Below are 17,675 nucleotides of genomic sequence, written 5' to 3' on the forward strand. Positions count from 1 at the left end.
GGTCAGTTAATGGTTAAGTTATTGGTTGTTCTACCCCGCCCACGCATTCTGGTGGTATTGGCGCTGGCAAGCCTCTGCGCCTGTACGTCCAACCCGCCTGAAACGGCAGCGCCGGTTAATCCATCGTTAGTGGGTTATGCGTTAAGCCTAAAAGGCGCGCCTTACCGTTACGGTAAGGATAATCCTAGGGAAGGGTTTGATTGCAGCGGTTTTGTCCGCCATGTTTATCAGCGGCAAGGCATTAAGTTACCCCGAACCGCCAAGGCGATGGCTGAAAATCTGCCGGAAATTGATGATGACGAAATCCACGCCGGTGATTTGTTATTCTTTAATATAGGTGGCAGGCCTTATTCCCATGTCGGCATTTATCTGGACGACGGCAAATTTATCCACGCGCCCAGCCAGCGCACCGGCAAGGTGATGGTTTCCAATGTGGCGGATCATTATTGGCAACGCTGTTACAGTGGCGCACGGCGTCCGCCCAGCAAGCATTAGTCCGGTCAGCTCGGCCTGTTTTTACACTTTACCGATCAAACAGTCGAAATCTGTACTGATTTGGTTAATAATGGCAGCCTTTTTGCCAAAGCCTGAAAATCACCGTTGTAATGAAGCTGGAAAAAATCAAACTTGCAGGTTTTAAGTCTTTTGTCGATCCGACCACCATTCCTATCAATGGCAACCTGACCGCGATTGTCGGCCCGAACGGTTGCGGCAAATCGAATATTATCGACGCGGTGCGCTGGGTGATGGGCGAAAGCTCCGCCAAGCATTTGCGCGGCGGCAGTATGGCGGACGTGATTTTTAACGGTTCGTCGGGGCGCAAGCCAGTCAGTGTGGCTTCGGTGGAGCTGATTTTCAACAACACCGAAAGCAAACTGGGCGGCGAATACGCGCAATACGACACCATTGCCATCAAGCGCCAAGTCAGCCGCGACGGGCAATCGCTGTTTATGCTCAACGGTTCGCGCTGCCGCCGCAAAGACATTACCGATTTGTTTTTAGGCACCGGTTTGGGTTCGCGCAGCTACGCCATCATCGAACAAGGCACCATTTCGCGCATGGTGGAAGCCAAACCCGATGATTTACGCATCCACATCGAAGAAGCGGCAGGCATTTCCAAATACAAGGAACGCCGCCAAGAAACCGAAACGCGTATGCAGCACACCCGCGAAAATCTTGAACGCTTGGATGATCTGCGCGAAGAAGTGGACAAGCAGCTCAAGCATCTGCAAAAACAAGCCGAAAAAGCCGAAAAATACACCGAATTAAAAAAGCAGGAACGGCAATTCAAGCTGGAATTGTTGGCGATGCGCTGGCAAGCGCACCAGCAATCGGCGGCACAGTTGGACAGCCAGTTGCAAAGTGTTGCCAGCGAACACAACCGCTTGTTTGTGCTACAACGCGATCTTGATGCTGGTCTGACCAGCAAACGCAGCGAACACAAAGCCCAGCAGCAGCAACTGGATGCTTGCCAAGGCGACTATTACAGCTTGTCTGCCGATGTCAGCCGCTTGGAACAGGCCATCAAACACAACGAAAACAGCCACCGCGAAACCGAGCAGGACATCAGCCGCACCCACGAGCAATTGCTGGAATTGCAAAGCGAATGGGCCACCGATACCGACGCTTTAGAAACCCTTAAAGAACAATGGCTGGAAACCGAAGCCAGCTTGGAAACAGCCGAGCAGCAGCTGGACGATGCCGAACAGCAGCAGCGGCAAAGCCAACAGCAACGGCAAGCTTGGCAGCAGCAATGGGAAGCTTACCGCAACGAAAACGCCCAATATAAAGAACAGGCCGAAGTGCAGCGGGTAAAAACCGTGCAATTGGAAAACCAAAACCGGCAATTGCAAATCCGTATGGACAAGTTGCGCAGCGAACAACGCGAATTGTCCGCCGTTGATTTGCAAAGCGAAATTGACAGCTTGTCAGCCAGCATTGAGCTGATCGAACAAGAACGTGCCGATGTGCAAACGCAATTGCATACCGTGCAACAGCAAAGCCAAGATTTGCGCCAACACATCAAACAAGCGCAAGACCGCCTGCACGAACAGCGCAGCGAGTTGCAAGCCGTGCAAGGCAAAATCACCTCGTTGGAATTGCTCCAGCAACATGCGATGGGCAAAGACAATCAGCATTTGGCGGATTGGCTGGCTTCGGTGGGTTTGCATAACCCCCAGCGGTTGGCGGAGTTTTTGGAGGTGCAGCCCGGCTGGGAAACCGCCGTAGAAACCGTGTTGGCAGCCAATCTGGAAGCCATTTGCTTGGACGATGCCAGTGCCGCCATCGCCGAATTGGCGCGTCTGAATGACGAATCCATCATGCTTTTTGAAACCAAAGCCGTCGGTTTGTCCGAGCCGCAACCGTGGCAGCGCCTGTTGGACAAAGTGACCGCCCCTTGGGATTTAAGCCCCTTGTTAGCCGATATTTATATTGCCGACACCAGCCAATCGGCGCACGCACTCGCCAAGCAACTGCAAGGCCGGCAGTCGGTCATCAGCGCAGACGGCGTTTGGTTTGGCACAAATTGGGTCAAAATTAGCCGCACTAAAGACAGCAAAACCGGTGTTCTGCAACGCGAAAAGGAATTGCGCCAATTGAAACAACGCCAACAGGAATTGCAGTTGAGCATTGCCGATTGTGAAGAGCAGCTCGACAGCGCCGAAGCCCATTTAAAAGCCGCCGAAGCCACGCGCGAAACCCTACGCCAACAAGACAGCCGTTTAGGCGCTGAAGCCGGACAAAAAAACGCCCAATTTGGCGCACAATCAGCTCGATTGGAGCAACAACAAAAACGTTTGCGGCAAATTGGCGATGAAATGGCGGACATCAGCGAAGAATTGGCGGAAAATGTCGCCACGATGGCGGAAGTGCGCTTATTGCACGAAGAAGCCGAAGCGGTGCTGGATGAACAAAGCCATCAGCGCGACGACCTTGATGCCTTGAACCTACGCTTGCAAAACCAACAACAGCAAGGCGAACAACGGCTTAACGAAGCACGCCAACAAGTGTTCGCCATCAAAGCCAAACTCGACAGCTTAAAAACGTCCGAAACCGCCACACAAAAACAACTGGCACGCATTGAAAGCCAGCAACAACAAGCCGTGGCAAGGCTTGCCGAACTGCAAAACAAACTGCAACAGACGCAGGCACCCTTAGATGGTGAAAAGCAGCAATTGGCGGAGTTACGGGTTGAAAAAGAGGCGCAGGAAGCCCGTTTAAAACAGCACAGGTATTTGCAAGATGACATCGAAGTGCAAATCAGCCAGCTGTCTGAAGATTACACCCGAACACAGCGGGCGTTAGAAAAACAAAAGGAAGCGTTGGACCAATTGCGCTATGAATTGCAAGAAAGCCGCGTCAGACAACAAACGGTTAACGAGCAGCTGAAAGAAATTGATGCCGATGCCGCGCAAGTGCTGCAAACGTTGCCCGAACAGGCGGAAGAGTCGGTTTGGAAACGCAAGGTTGATGATTTGACCCAACAAATTGAACGTTTAGGTACAATAAACCTGACCGCCATTGAAGAATACAAGGCGCAGGCCGAACGCATGCGCTTTTTAAATGAGCAACAAGCCGATTTGTTGGAAGCCCTAAACACCTTGGATCAGGCGATCAGCAAAATCGATAAAGAAAGTAGGCTGCGTTTTAAGGAAACTTTCGATAAAATAAACAGCGGTTTGCAGGAAAAATTCCCGAAATTGTTCGGCGGCGGGCAAGCCTATCTGGAATTGACCGATCAAGACTTATTGGAATCGGGCGTCAACATCATCGCCAGACCGCCCGGCAAACGCAACAGCTCCATCCATTTGTTGTCCGGCGGCGAAAAAGCCTTAACGGCTGTAGCTTTGGTGTTTTCCATCTTCGAACTGAATCCAGCCCCATTTTGCTTACTCGATGAAGTGGATGCGCCATTGGATGACGCCAACGTCGGCAGGTTTTCCAAAATGGTCGAAGAAATGTCGGCATCCGTTCAGTTTTTATATATTTCACACAATAAGGTTACAATGGAAATTGCAAAACAGTTGGCAGGCGTGACGATGAAAGAGCCGGGTGTGTCCCGCATGGTCGCAGTTGATATTGACGAAGCAGTAAGTTTGGCGGAAATCTAATGGATAAAGAATTATTAAGAGTCATCATAATAGCGGTTGGCCTGTTGGTGATTATGGGCATGTTGGCGTGGAGCTATATTAAAAACCGCAACGCCGAATCTTCCGAAGGTTTGTTTGAAAACTTCAGCTTTAAGCGCAAACCGCCAGCGGACAAACCCCAACCTGTCAAAAAAGCCCCCGCTAAAGCCGAACAACCGCCCGCCCAACCCGCACCGGTGTTAAAAGAAACCTTCGACGACTTTGACGATTTTGATCCCGTTCCGCAAAAAGCGGCACGTTTTGATGAAGAAATATCAGGGTCGGATATGTTTGCGGACATGTTGTTTGAAGACCAAATCGATTACGCCGAAGACGAAGACACCAGCGCACCGCGTTTTTACGTACCGGAAATTATCCAATTCAGCATCACATCGAAAGCCAAAGAAGGCTTTAATGGTTTGGATTTGTTCAATGCCTTCAATATTGTCGGCCTTGAATACGGCAGCTTGAAAATCTTTGAACGCCTAGACCCCAACCGCTTGGTTGACTTTGGCGTCGCCAGCATGGCAAAGCCAGGGACTTTCCCTGAAGAAGATTTGGAATCCTACTACTGCCCAGGCGTGGTGTTTTTCATGCAACCCAATGTGCTGGATAACCCGCAAGCCGTGTTTGACGATTTTATCGACACCATGCGCCTGTTGGCGGTGGAACTGGGCGGCGACATCCTTGACCATGAGCGCAATCCGTTATCCAACGAAACTATTGAGTTGTTTAGGCAGAGTTTGTAAGGTGATTAACCCGTTTATGTTTCTGCGGTTAAAACCCGTAGAAAAAAATGACGGTTATTTACCCGACGCGTCTTCTGGGGTTCCCATGCCCAAAGTACAAGCGCCTAAAGATAGCCAAAGCAATAAAAGCCAGATTGACTGACCTGCATTTGCTGAAAAGCCGCCGTTTCCTTGGTTTGGAAGCGGCGGCTTTTTTGTTTGTAAACATTGAAATGTATTAATCTAAACCAAAGTCAGCCCCGATGAACAGCCGATACCTACAACTTATCACCCAAATCAACCAATGGGACCACGAGTATTATGTCCTCGACAACCCCAGCGCACCTGATGCTGAATACGACCGCGTGTTCAGGGCATTGCTGGCGATAGAAGCCGAACATCCCGAACTCATCAGCGCCGAATCACCGTCGCAGCGGGTTGGTGGCAAACCGATTGACGAATTCCGAAAAGTTGAGCATAAAGTCAGGATGTTGTCGTTGGCGAACACGTTTTCATTGGAAGAAACCGTCAGTTTTTTTGAAAAAGCCGCTAAAGAATTAGACACCGATGTCGATAACCTAGGTATTTTCAGCGAACCCAAGCTCGATGGCTTGGCGATCAGCATCCATTACCGGCAAGGTTTGTTCAGCTATGCGGCGACGCGCGGCGACGGGCAAATTGGCGAAGATGTCAGTCATAACATCAAAACCATCAAATCCGTCCCGCTGAAATTGACAACGGATAATCCGCCCGCCATTCTCGAAGTGCGCGGCGAAGTGTTCATGCCGAAAGCCGCGTTCGCCAAACTCAACAGTCTGGCGCAAGCCAATGACGGCAAAGTTTTCGTCAACCCCAGAAACGCCGCGGCGGGTACGATTCGGCAAATGAACCCAAAAGTTGCCGCCGAACGCGATTTGCAATTTATTCCCTACGGTCTTGGCGAATACCAAGGCGAACGCGAGTTTCTCCGCCACTCGGACATCATCGGCTATTTTTTGGAACTGGGTTTCCGTGAAAACCCGCATTGCTACCGTTTTTTTGGCAGCATCGCCGAATTTACCGGCAATTATCAAACCATGGAGACAGTGCGCGAACAATTGCCGATGGAAATTGACGGCATTGTCTACAAAATTGACAACTTGGCGCAGCAAAATGCGCTCGGTTTTATCGCCCGTTCCCCCAAATGGGCGGTAGCGCGTAAATTTCCTGCCCAACAAGCCGTCACCCGTTTGTTAGCAGTGGATTTTCAGGTCGGTCGCACCGGTGCATTAACACCGGTGGCAAGATTGGAGCCTGTCTTCGTCAGTGGTGTGACCGTCAGCAACGCCACGCTGCATAACATGGATGAAATCGAACGTTTGGGTTTGTGTGTGGGTGACAGCATCGAAATCCAACGCGCGGGAGATGTCATTCCCAAAGTGGTCCGGGTGGTTGCGCTTGGCGAAATCCGTTCGCCCATTCTGATGCCCGAAAACTGCCCCGTTTGCCTTTCAGTGGTTGAACGCGTCGAAGGCCAAGCGGCGTTCAGATGCACCGGTGGCTTAAACTGTGCCGCGCAGGCTGCCGAACGCATCCGCCATTATGCGTCGCGCAAATGCATGAACATCATCAATCTGGGTACAAAGTTGATTGAAGTGCTGCACAGCAAAGGAGTATTGAACACCATCGCCGATATTTACACGCTTAAGCCCAACGATATTGCCGACTTGGAAGGCCAAGGCGAGAAGAGCGCGCAGAATGTGCTGGACTCAATTGAATTATCAAAAACCACCAAGCTGGGCACTTTTTTGGCGGCTTTGGGGATTCATGAAGTCGGCGAAGAAGGTGCCAAAAACATCGCCCGCTATTTCAAGAATTTTGATGCCATCCGCACGGCTACGCTGGAGCAATTACTGGCTGTACCCGATGTTGGCCCGGTGACCGCACATAACGTAGTCGCATTTTTTGCCGATGCCAAAAACCAAGCCATCGTGCAAAAGATTATTGACGCGGGTGTCAATTGGCCCGATGAAGCCCATGAACCCACACAAGAACAAAGCCTCGCCGGACAAACGTGGGTTTTGACCGGCACGCTGCAAATGCCGCGCGCGGAAGTTAAAGCCTTATTGGAAAGCTTGGGTGCAAAAGTGGCGGGTTCGGTTTCTAAAAAAACCACCTGCGTATTGGTGGGTGAAGACGCGGGTTCTAAGCTGGCTAAAGCTGAAGAACTGGGTGTAAAAGTGATGGATGAGACGGCCTTTTTAGCCGAATTTGGCGATAGGATGTAACCGATAACGCTTCTTGAGCCTAGCCAAGGAGCAATTCACTAAAAGAATCGGGCGTCCAATAGAGATTGTTTTTGGACGCGCCCGATTTAAAGCATTCAAACCCAAAGTACGGCTCAGTCTAAGAAATATGCAATCGGCTTTTCTTGGTTTTGCCGCCGACACGCTCAATGCGTCGCCAGCCACTGTTGTCGTTTAATGTAATCCAACGGCGTTCTTCAGCGCGATAAAACCAATCTTTGTCTTGCTGGAAATAAACTTGGACACCTGGGGCTTCCCAAATATTTAAAATTTCGTTGCTGTGCGAGCGACTTTCGTCAAAATCGGTTGTCGCGCGCTGACCCATTTCACTGTAATACTCATTGAGTTCCAATAATAACGCATTGATATTTTTATCTAATGGCACGGCATACAAGCCTATTTTTTTGGCTTCTTCCAGTAAGATCGGATAATTGTGGGAAGGGTATTTGGCGTTTAAAATTTGGGCAATACGGTCGGCTGTGGCTTCATCGGTAATATGGTGCGACAGCAGTTCCTTACACAACATAATCGACAAGGATTCCGCCCTGTCAACCGCACCAATCACTAATGGATGGACATATTGGAACAAGGCCTGATAGGGATTTTCTTGGGTTTCTTCTGTATTGCTTTTGCCTAAACGGATAACACGGTTCAACTCATCCAAACTGACGCTAACGCGGTCATTGTCGCGGTCTATTGGCGATAAGGCATGGCTTAATGAGGTATCTACCGCTGTCAAATACGCCATCGGACCCATCATGATTTCATTCGAGCCTAAGGCAATCATCGTAGCCGCCGATGCGCATTCTAACGGCACCAAAGTGACCAAACGGTCGCAATATTGGCGTAACAGGCTGACCAAACGCAAGGAAGCCTGGCCTGTGCCGCCGTCTGATTTTAAAAACAAATACAAAGTCTCCTGCTTACCCAATTTGCCAAGCACCTCATAAAGGGCGACCACATCATTATGGCAAACCGATCCGCGATGATTGTTCCAGTAGGAAATCACTGGGCCACCGAGAAAATTTGTTAATTTTTCAATAGTTGCTTGGGTTTTGTTATAAAGGACAGGGGGTTGTTTTATTTTTGGCGTTTCTTGTTGTTCCATGTCGGGGCCGTCTCACTTTTATTGTAGTTTGATGAAATTGCTTGAATGCCTATTCTCTATCCAACAGCACAGACCCGCAAATTAGCAAGTTTTGCCTTGGTTGGCCTTTGTAGAAATCTTGCTAATGGACATTTCAGCTTTTTTTACGGGCCACCAACACGCCATCGCGGGTTGGGTTGATAAACGTATCAAAATCGGGGTCGTCAAAGATCATTTGGTTGTGTTGGCGAATGGCTTCCGTCCAGCCAGGAAATACATCTTTGAACTGCTCAACGGCAACACGACCACGCCAGAGTACGTTATCGGCAATATACAACCCGCCTGGGCGAATCCTGTCTTTAGCCATTTGCCAGATTTCGGGGTAATCGCCCTTATCAACATCGTTGTAGCAAATGTCAAACTCGCCTTCGGTAGCATTGAAAATATCTTGCGCCATGCCGGCTTGGAAGTTGACCCTGTCCCACAAACCCGCTGCGGTTAGATACGCTTCGGCTTTTTGTTGGTTAAGCAGATCCGCTTCGGTGCAAATGACTTGTCCTTCAGCGCCCACCGCCCGGGCAAACCAATAGGCGGAATAGCCATAGCCACTGCCAAATTCAAACACCCGTTTTGCGCCGGCAGTTTTGGCTAAAGTTTCTAAAAATACGCCGACCAGCCGACCAACAATAGGGAAGTTATTGGCTTCTGCTAAGGCCTCCATTTCCGCCAATACCGGATGATCGGTATTGTGCAAAAGACCGAACTGATAGTTTTCAATCGCAGGGTTAACGGTGACAATCGCGTTCGGGTTAACAACGGTAGGGGATTTTAAGGGTTCCATAGGGTTCTCGAGTGGCTAAAAAGGGTAGCTAAGTTTAACAAAGTGGATTCGGTTCGGCTTCATTCAAGCCAATTTTTGGCCCTGTCCACCGCCTTAAGCCACTGCTGCCTTAAGGCGGCCCGTTTTTCCGGCGTAAAATTGCCGTTAAAAATTTGGTCGGTCTGCCCCTTTTCTTGCAATTGATCGAGTCGCCACAACCCTACGGCAATGCCCGCCAAATAAGCGGCCCCTTGCGCGGTTGATTCCAATTGCAGAGGGCGCACGACGGGAATGTCGGCAATATCAGCCTGAAATTGCGCCAGCAGATTATTCATCGCCGCACCGCCATCAATGCGCAATTGGTGTATGGGTTTGCCGCTGTCGGTGCTGAACGCGTCCAGCAAGTCGTTGACTTGATAGGCAATACTTTCTAAGGCGGCGCGGCTTAAATGAGCTTTGTTCGTGCCACGGGTAATGCCAAAAATAGCACCGCGCGCCTGCGCATCCCAATGCGGTGCACCCAACCCCGTTAAAGCCGGCACAAACACCACGCCGCCGTTATCGTCCACGCTTTCGGCAAGGGCTTGGCTATCGCTGGCTTGGGTAAATAATTCCAAGCCGTCACGCAACCATTGCACGACCGCACCGCCGACAAACACACTGCCTTCCAACGCATAAACCACTTCGTCGCCAATTTGCCAAGCCAAGGTACTCAACAAGCCTTGCGGCGATAACGCCCGCTGCCTGCCGGTATTCATCATCAGAAAGCAGCCTGTTCCGTAAGTGCATTTCGCCATGCCCGCTTGCCAACATAATTGCCCAAATAAGCCCGCTTGTTGGTCGCCAATCATGGCGGCAATGGGGATGCCGCTGCCCAGATCGGCGTTTTGTGTTGTGCCGTAAACTTGGCTGGATGCTTGCACGCTAGGCAACAATGCTGCCGGAATGGCGAACAAATCCAGTAGCTGGTCATCCCATTGCAAGGTATCGATATTAAATAGCATGGTACGCGAAGCATTGGAAACATCAGTGATATGCAACGCGCCACCGGTCAATTGCCAAACCAGCCAAGTATCAATTGTGCCAAAGGCCAACTCGCCGCGTTCGGCCTGCTCGCGGGCACCCGCCACATTGTCGAGCAGCCAACGGATTTTACTGGCAGAAAAATACGCATCCAATACCAAGCCGGTTTTGTCTTGGATCAGCCCGGCATAACCATCGGCTTTTAATTGCCCGCAAAATTCGGCTGTGCGCCTGTCTTGCCAAACGATGGCATTGTAAATGGGCTTGCCCGTCGCCCGTTCCCAAATCACCGTCGTTTCGCGCTGGTTGGTGATACCGATTCCAGCAATATCGGCGGCTGTTATCTTCAATGCTTGCATCACCTGCTGGCAAACCGCCAATTGGCTCTGCCAAATTTCTAGGGCATCGTGTTCCACCCAGCCCGGTTGGGGAAAATATTGCGTAAACTCGCGCTGGGCAATGGCAACGGGATTGGCATCTTGGTCAAACAACAGGCTGCGCGAACTGCTTGTGCCTTGATCTAAAGCGAGGATGTACATGGTGCAGGTTTGGGCTGGTAATGGATGGCGGCGATTATAACAAGTGATGGGGCGTTACCCGACACCATCAATAAAGCTAGTTGCCCACCAGGCTTAGTTTGAAATGCGTCGCTTACGCGGCAAGACCGCACCGGGGTATTCGCCAGATAGCGATAGGGCTTATGGAGGGGGTTAACCTTTAATGGGCGACACCTTTAATAGTGATTTTAACAACATTGCCAGAATTGATAACCAAGCCTTTCTGTTCGCAATTCAACGTACTACTTAGGCCATTAGAGGCAATAAATTCAACAAATTTGTTGGTTGTAACGTTCGTGCAGTTTATGGTCGGGCGGGTATATCCGGTCACCTATAGATTAACTTGCTGTGAAGTCCGGTACAGCCTTTGAATTTCAGTATCATTCAATGCACGGTTGTAAAAACGGATGTCGTCTAATGCGCCTTTAAAAGGAAAGTTATTCCAAATCGTCTCTTCTGGAAACCCAATACGCAAGTCCTCGTTATTATTGTTAAAACTGTTATAGCTATCTGCTATTTTTAAATTTAACTCGCCATTAATATAAACTTTCTGGAAATGATTGTTACGGTTGATAACCCCAACAAAATGCAACCACTTACCAGGGGTTATGTTGGCAGAGTTTTCAGTAAAAATTTGGCAATTGCCATCTCCGGCGGAAGCTTGTTGGAATATGGGGTTATTTGTATTGTTTAGCCAAACTGAATATTCACGGTTAGGAAAGCAATTTGTATAGACACCACCTTTATGGATTATTGAAAAATACTCATTTGTAACTTTATCCACCCGTATCCAGAAAGCCGTCGTCCATTCCTTATCGGGATTTAGCGATGCTGGCTCATGAAGACAGGGTTATGGGCAGTTGATTTTGTATTTTAGCAATTGGCAATCGCTTGGTATGGGTACGGCAGAGCTGAACCAGTTTTTTTGACGCTGGCAAACGAACCTTAAGCCAAACATTGCTAAACAATCCGCAATGATTTTCAAATGTAACCGTGGTTTATTTCGCGAAACAGCCCTGCCAACTTAAACGGCTATGGCACAAATCGCGCACCCTTCTGACGTATGCCGCAAAAGCAATTTGGCACAACCTACAGATTCCCATAGATTAAGCACAAAACAAGCAGATGTTTTATGTTTTGTATCCTTGAAACACACCGACACTTGCTATAAGCCGCTTGTTGTTCCGCGCCAAAAACAAACACCTGTTACCTGTTCAAGTCACGTTCAGGTTATAATGCCAAGCAAACACAGCTTTAGCATTCCTGTAGAAAACAGCGGCTTGCCAACCAAGTTTATGCTGTTATGTCATGGATGCCAGGCAGATTTTAGATTGACATCATTAACCGGAAATATGACACAAAAACTTTATATTCAAACCAACGGCTGTCAGATGAACGAATACGATTCTGACAAAATGCGCGATGTATTGCAGGCTTCGCACGGTTTTGAATTGATTGACGACCCTAAACAAGCCGATGTGCTGTTGCTAAACACCTGCTCGATCCGCGAAAAAGCCCAAGAGAAAGTCTTTTCGGCACTCGGTCAGTGGCGCATGATTAAAGAAAAACGCCCTGATGTCGTGATTGGCGTAGGTGGTTGCGTCGCCAGCCAAGAAGGTTCTGCCATCCAAAAACGCGCGCCGTTTGTCGATATTGTCTTCGGCCCGCAAACCTTGCACCGCTTGCCGCAATTGCTGGACCAAGTCCGCAACAAACAGCAACCCGTGGTCGATGTCTCTTTCCCTGAAATTGAAAAATTCGACAACATGCCCGAACCGCGCGCCGAAGGCCCGAAAGCCTTTGTCTCGGTCATGGAAGGTTGCAGCAAATACTGTACGTTTTGCGTGGTGCCTTACACGCGCGGCGAAGAAATCAGCCGCCCATTGGATGATGTATTGGCGGAGATCCGCACGCTTGCCAAGCAAGGTGTGCGCGAGGTCAATTTGCTGGGGCAAAACGTCAATGCCTATCGGGGTGTAATGGATGACGGCGACATTGCCGACTTTGCCTTGCTGTTGCATTACGTTGCCGCCATTGATGGTATCGAACGCATCCGCTTCACCACCTCACATCCGGTGGAATTTACCGACGCCCTGATTGAAGCCTTTGCCGAAATCCCGCAATTGGTCAACCATTTACATTTGCCGGTGCAAAGCGGTTCTGACACCATCCTTAAAAAGATGAAACGCGGACATACCCGCGCCGATTACATAGAAACCATCCGCAAATTGCGCGCTGTGCGCCCTGATATTTGCCTGTCTTCTGATTTTATCATTGGCTTCCCTGGCGAAACCGATGAAGAATTTGAAGAAACCATGGATTTCATCAACCAAATTGGCTTCGATTTGTCATTTAGCTTTATCTACAGCGCGCGCGCCGGCACACCGGCTGCCGAGCTGGAAGACAACGTGCCGATGGCAGTCAAAAAACAACGTTTGGAACGCTTCCAAAACCGCATCAACGAAATGGCGGCCGCCATTGCCCAAGGCATGATCGGCACCGTACAAACCGTGTTGGTCGAAGGCCCTTCCAAAAAGAACCCGCTGCAAATCCAAGGCCGCACCGAAAACAACCGCGTGGTCAACTTTATAGGCCATCCGCGTCTAGCGGGTCAGTTTGTTGATGTCTTCATTACCGAAGCGCAACCAAATTCTTTACGCGGTCGCATGGTGGAAGCCAATGCCGACAAAATCGCTGTCAACCAATAACGCTTGCCGATGATCTCACTGGAAATCGCTTTACTCCCCGACGACAACCACCGTTTGTCGAATTTCTGCGGTCAGCTTGACACTCACTTGCGGCAAATAGAAAACCGTCTGCAAGTGGAGATTGCCAACCGGGGCAACCAATTTAAAGTGACTGGCCTTGACCCGTCCGTTAAAGCCGCGTGCGCCCTGATGCAAAAATTGTTCGAAAGCACCGCCAAAGAAGAGCTGACCGCCGAAGCCATCCATTTGGCGATGCAAGATGCATCCATTGAGCAATTGCTGAGCGAGACCGTTCTCATCACCGAACAACCGCCCATTTGCATTAAAACCAAATTCGGCATGATTAAAGGCCGTGGTGCCAACCAACAGAATTACCTGAAAAAGATTATGTCGCATGACATCAATTTTGGTGTCGGTCCGGCCGGTACCGGCAAAACCTATCTGGCGGTGGCTTGCGCCATTGAGGCTTTGCAAACCGAGCGGGTCAGAAAAATCATTCTGGTGCGCCCTGCGGTTGAAGCCGGTGAAAAACTGGGCTTTTTGCCCGGCGATATGGCGCAAAAAGTCGATCCCTATTTACGGCCTTTGTACGATGCCTTATACGATATGCTGGGCAATGAGCGGGTCGAAAAAATGATCGACAAAGGCATTATTGAAGTAGCACCACTGGCCTTTATGCGCGGGCGGACACTTAATGATGCCTTCATTATTTTGGACGAAGCGCAAAACACCACGGTTGAGCAAATCAAAATGTTCTTGACGCGTGTCGGTTTTGGTTCAACAGCCGTCGTCACCGGCGATGTCACGCAGATCGACTTGCCTAACGAAAAAATGTCCGGTCTGCGCCATGTGTTGGAAGTTTTAAAAGACATTGAAGGCATCAGTTTTACCTTTTTCAATGCTCGTGACGTGGTGCGCCATCCGCTGGTACAACGTATCGTCCTGGCTTACGAAGCTTACGAAAAGCAAGCCAAATCGGCATCATGAACCATCTCGACATTCAGCTTGTGTATTCCAGCGCAGGCCAACCGGAAGCCAGCCAAATCCAGCAATGGGTCGATGCGGCCTTAGCGGGCTTCGAAACCGACACGGAAATCGTCGTACGTATTGTCGATGAGCAAGAAAGCGCCGAACTCAACAGCCAATACCGCCAAAAACAAGGCCCGACCAATATTTTAAGCTTTCCGTTCGAGCTGCCCGATATGCTGCAAGGCATTGACGGCATCGACACTGATCTGCTGGGGGATCTGGTCATCTGCGCGCCGGTGCTGGAAAAAGAAGCCCTAGAACAACACAAAAACCTGAATGACCACTGGGCGCACATCATCGTCCATGGTGTTCTACACTTATTGGGCTACGACCATCTTGACGATGAAGAAGCCGAGATCATGGAAAGCAAAGAAATTGCTATCCTCCATTCCCTAAACATCCAAAACCCTTATATACAGGTAACTGCACCATGAGCGAAGGCCAACCCCCTAGTAGACACTCCCCACAGAGAAGCTGGGTCGACAAAATCACCCACTTACTGACAGGGGAGCCGCAAGACTTGGATGACCTCTTGGACATCTTAAGGGAAGCCCGCGAAAAACGTCTATTAGATACCGACGCCTTGTCGATGATTGAAGGCGTCCTACAAGTATCGCAAATGCGGGTCAGGGATATTATGATCCCGCGCGCACAAATGGTGGTGGTCTCGCAAGATGCCGCACTGGAAAGCATTTATCCGCAAGTGATTGAATTTTGCCACTCGCGCTATCCGGTGATTGAAGATGACCGCAGCAACGTGGTTGGTGTCTTGTTGGCTAAAGACCTATTGGCACACGTACTTCAAAACAAACAAGTCACCGTGCGTGACATCATGCGCCCCGCCGTCATCGTACCGGAAAGCAAACGCCTGAACGTGTTGCTGAAAGAACTGCGCACCAACGGTAACCACATGGCGATTGTGATTGACGAATACGGTCAAGCGTCGGGATTAGTCACCATTGAGGACGTGCTGGAACAAATCGTCGGCGAAATTGAAGACGAACACGACGACCACGACGACGAAAGCTACATTATCCAGCGTAACGAATACGAGTACATGATTAAAGCTTTAACGCCCATTGAAGAATTCGACGAACAGTTTAGTACCGAGCTGGCTTCTGACGAATACGACACAATAGGCGGATTTATCGTCAGCCAACTAGGCCATATGCCCAAAAAAGGCGAAACCTTGGTGGTTGATAAGTTACGTTTTGAGGTCATCCGGGCAGATAACCGTCGCGTTCATCTGTTAAAACTTAAACTGAGTAAATAACCTAGGCGGAAATCGCATGAACAGCCAAACAGTGTTGGTGACTGGCGGTGCAGGCTACATTGGCAGCCATGCCTGTGTGGAATTGTTGCAGGCAGGTTTTAACGTCGTCGTGGTTGACAACCTTTGCAACAGTAAAAGCGAAGCCCTAGCCCGGGTGCAACAAATCACCGGCAAAACCCTGCAATTCTATCAAGCGGACATCCGCGACCCGCTTGCCCTCGCCAACATTTTTGAGCAAGAAGCCATCGACACCGTCATCCATTTTGCCGGTTTGAAAGCCGTGGGCGAATCCTGCCAACAACCGCTGCGCTACTACGAAAACAACGTCTACGGCAGCATGGTGTTGATTGAAGCCATGCAGCAAGCCAATGTCAAACAACTGGTGTTCAGTTCTTCGGCAACCGTTTATGGCGAACCGCCGTCCGTGCAATACGTCGAACATTTTCCGCTGTCGCCCATCAACCCTTACGGGCGTACCAAGGCGATGATCGAAGATATGCTCCGCGATGTCTCGGCAGCAGATCAATTGGTAAAACCTGAAAATCCCTGGAAAATCGCCTTGTTGCGCTACTTCAACCCGATTGGCGCACACGCCAGTGGCCTGATCGGCGAAGACCCCAACGGCATCCCCAACAACCTGATGCCTTATGTCTCGCAAGTCGCCATCGGCAAACTGGCGCAATTGTCGGTATTTGGCGATGACTACCCAACACCCGACGGCACCGGCATCCGTGACTATATCCACGTCGTCGATTTGGTTAAAGGCCACATCAAAGCCATTACCGCCTTACAAAGTGACAAGTTTGCGGCAGGCGGCTGTCAAGCCTACAACTTGGGTGCGGGCAAAGGCTACAGCGTACTGGACATGGTCAAAGCCTTCGAACGCGTCACCGGACAAACCATCAATTATAAAATCGCCCCCCGACGGGCAGGCGATTTGGCCGAGTTTTTTGCCGACCCGTCCTTGGCCTTACAAGAACTGGACTGGCAAGTGGAAAAAACCTTGGACGATATGGTTGCCGACACGTGGGCTTGGCAAACCAAAAATCCGCAGGGTTACCAGTAAAATTAATCGTTTCTACATACTGGGTATTTATAATCGCAAAACAATTTATCCCGTTTTTTTTCGCAAGGAATCAACATGGCAATCCAAACCCAAAGCCCGCTTGACTTGATTGATGGGCAAACCGCCAATACCCATGACAATATCAGCCTGCAAGTCATCAACTTAATAGACAACGCGCCCGTCGAACAACCGACAGAAAACGTCAATGGCACGGAACCCGTTGCAATTGCAGCCATTGTGACGATGGTTAATGCGCCCGCCAGTTTTGAATGGGGTATTGCTCCAGAAGCCTCAACAGTTTCTGACGAAATTGACAACACTGACATTGCCGAAACCATCGGCAGCGGTGACTCGAATGAAACACCCGCTACTGATGAAGGAAATTTACCGGTTTTTGTTGTTGACCCTATTATCGACCCGATCATATCAATAGACCCTATAGAATGGATTGCTTACCCGCCTATTATTATCGGCCCCTTTATCGATCACATTATTTCATTGGACCCTATTGAATGGATTGGCACTGAAGAACAAGCTGTTGAACCGGAAACCGACAACAACACGCCAGCCGATGAAAATCAACCCACACCCGAAGAAGGCACCGAGACTTATATCGACCCTGGTTTAGAAGTCATCGCTGTCACCGACCCTATTGTGTGTATCGACATCATTGAACCCATTGTTTGTATCGATTTATCTTGGGATCCGTTACCGTTGACTGAATTACCAGAACCCTTGATTTACTCGCTCTGCGTACTCCCACCTCCATGCCTATTTGACTTTCCTATCTGCAACATAGCGCCGCCCATTACCATCGCTGAAGCAGGTGGCAACATTGATCTGATCGGCCTCGCGCCTAGCGACAGCAATAGCGGCCTCACCATCGCCTAGGACTTTCTGCCCATGTCTTGCTGGCGGTAATTTTTCCGCCAGCCCGATCAAAAAAGCGCAGGCCATGCTATCTTGGCC

At 49.8% G+C, this 17,675-nt stretch carries 13 protein-coding genes and 1 pseudogene; 10 read left to right on the top strand and 4 right to left on the bottom strand.

Annotation, left to right across the window (positions count from 1 at the left end; all coding sequences use genetic code 11):
* The first annotated feature begins 9 nt into the window (after positions 1-9).
* The 4 genes from ACYQ1O_RS12710 to ligA all read left to right on the top strand — a co-directional run bounded on the left by ACYQ1O_RS12710 (position 10) and on the right by ligA (position 7,125).
* Positions 10-495, top strand: coding sequence for a C40 family peptidase (locus tag ACYQ1O_RS12710; RefSeq protein WP_459992166.1), 486 nt, complete (start codon positions 10-12; stop codon positions 493-495).
* 110 nt (positions 496-605) lie between these two features.
* Positions 606-4,112: a chromosome segregation protein SMC gene (gene smc / locus ACYQ1O_RS12715; RefSeq protein ID WP_459992167.1), complete on the top strand. Its 3,507-nt coding sequence runs from the start codon at positions 606-608 to the stop codon at positions 4,110-4,112.
* Positions 4,112-4,879 carry a cell division protein ZipA gene (locus ACYQ1O_RS12720; protein ID WP_459992169.1) on the top strand — a complete coding sequence of 256 codons (768 nt, stop codon included), beginning with the start codon at positions 4,112-4,114 and terminating at the stop codon, positions 4,877-4,879. The genes smc and ACYQ1O_RS12720 overlap by 1 nt, the downstream gene beginning before the upstream one ends.
* A 242-nt stretch (positions 4,880-5,121) precedes the next feature.
* Positions 5,122-7,125 carry an NAD-dependent DNA ligase LigA gene (ligA, locus tag ACYQ1O_RS12725; RefSeq protein WP_459992171.1) on the top strand — a complete coding sequence of 668 codons (2,004 nt, stop codon included), beginning with the start codon at positions 5,122-5,124 and terminating at the stop codon, positions 7,123-7,125.
* Between the two features lie 118 nt (positions 7,126-7,243).
* Here the strand turns inward: ligA and ACYQ1O_RS12730 are convergent, their stop codons facing one another.
* From ACYQ1O_RS12730 to ACYQ1O_RS12745, 4 genes and pseudogenes are all read right to left on the bottom strand, one after another.
* Positions 7,244-8,251, bottom strand: a complete 1,008-nt coding sequence (locus ACYQ1O_RS12730; protein WP_459992172.1) for a hypothetical protein — start codon at positions 8,249-8,251, stop codon at positions 7,244-7,246.
* A gap of 133 nt (positions 8,252-8,384) precedes the next feature.
* Positions 8,385-9,071 carry an O-methyltransferase gene (locus tag ACYQ1O_RS12735; RefSeq protein WP_459992173.1) on the bottom strand — a complete coding sequence of 229 codons (687 nt, stop codon included), beginning with the start codon at positions 9,069-9,071 and terminating at the stop codon, positions 8,385-8,387.
* Positions 9,072-9,130: 59 nt separating this feature from the next.
* A complete protein-coding gene (gene glpK, locus ACYQ1O_RS12740; protein ID WP_459992175.1) occupies positions 9,131-10,612 on the bottom strand; it encodes a glycerol kinase GlpK in 1,482 nt (493 codons plus the stop codon).
* Positions 10,613-10,961: 349 nt separating this feature from the next.
* Positions 10,962-11,450, bottom strand: a pseudogene (locus tag ACYQ1O_RS12745) (LamG domain-containing protein); the annotation flags it as partial.
* Positions 11,451-11,982: 532 nt separating this feature from the next.
* On the opposite strand from ACYQ1O_RS12745, the gene miaB reads away from it, so the two are divergent.
* The 6 genes from miaB (at position 11,983) to ACYQ1O_RS12775 (ending at position 17,597) form a co-directional block, all read left to right on the top strand.
* Complete coding sequence (miaB, locus tag ACYQ1O_RS12750) at positions 11,983-13,338, top strand: tRNA (N6-isopentenyl adenosine(37)-C2)-methylthiotransferase MiaB (protein ID WP_459992177.1); 1,356 nt, start codon at positions 11,983-11,985, stop codon at positions 13,336-13,338.
* Positions 13,339-13,347: 9 nt separating this feature from the next.
* Positions 13,348-14,325, top strand: a complete 978-nt coding sequence (locus ACYQ1O_RS12755; RefSeq protein WP_459992178.1) for a PhoH family protein — start codon at positions 13,348-13,350, stop codon at positions 14,323-14,325.
* A complete protein-coding gene (gene ybeY / locus ACYQ1O_RS12760; protein ID WP_459992179.1) occupies positions 14,322-14,801 on the top strand; it encodes an rRNA maturation RNase YbeY in 480 nt (159 codons plus the stop codon). Before ACYQ1O_RS12755 ends, ybeY begins: the two co-directional genes overlap by 4 nt.
* Positions 14,798-15,640, top strand: a complete 843-nt coding sequence (locus tag ACYQ1O_RS12765) for a CorC family transporter (protein ID WP_459992180.1) — start codon at positions 14,798-14,800, stop codon at positions 15,638-15,640. Before ybeY ends, ACYQ1O_RS12765 begins: the two co-directional genes overlap by 4 nt.
* 16 nt (positions 15,641-15,656) lie before the next feature.
* The gene (galE, locus tag ACYQ1O_RS12770; RefSeq protein WP_459992181.1) at positions 15,657-16,706 is read left to right on the top strand and encodes a UDP-glucose 4-epimerase GalE; all 1,050 of its coding nucleotides are present in this window, start codon (positions 15,657-15,659) and stop codon (positions 16,704-16,706) included.
* Positions 16,707-16,781: 75 nt separating this feature from the next.
* Positions 16,782-17,597 carry a hypothetical protein gene (locus ACYQ1O_RS12775; RefSeq protein WP_459992182.1) on the top strand — a complete coding sequence of 272 codons (816 nt, stop codon included), beginning with the start codon at positions 16,782-16,784 and terminating at the stop codon, positions 17,595-17,597.
* Positions 17,598-17,675 lie beyond the last annotated feature (78 nt).

This window comes from Methylosoma difficile, from assembly GCF_054657615.1.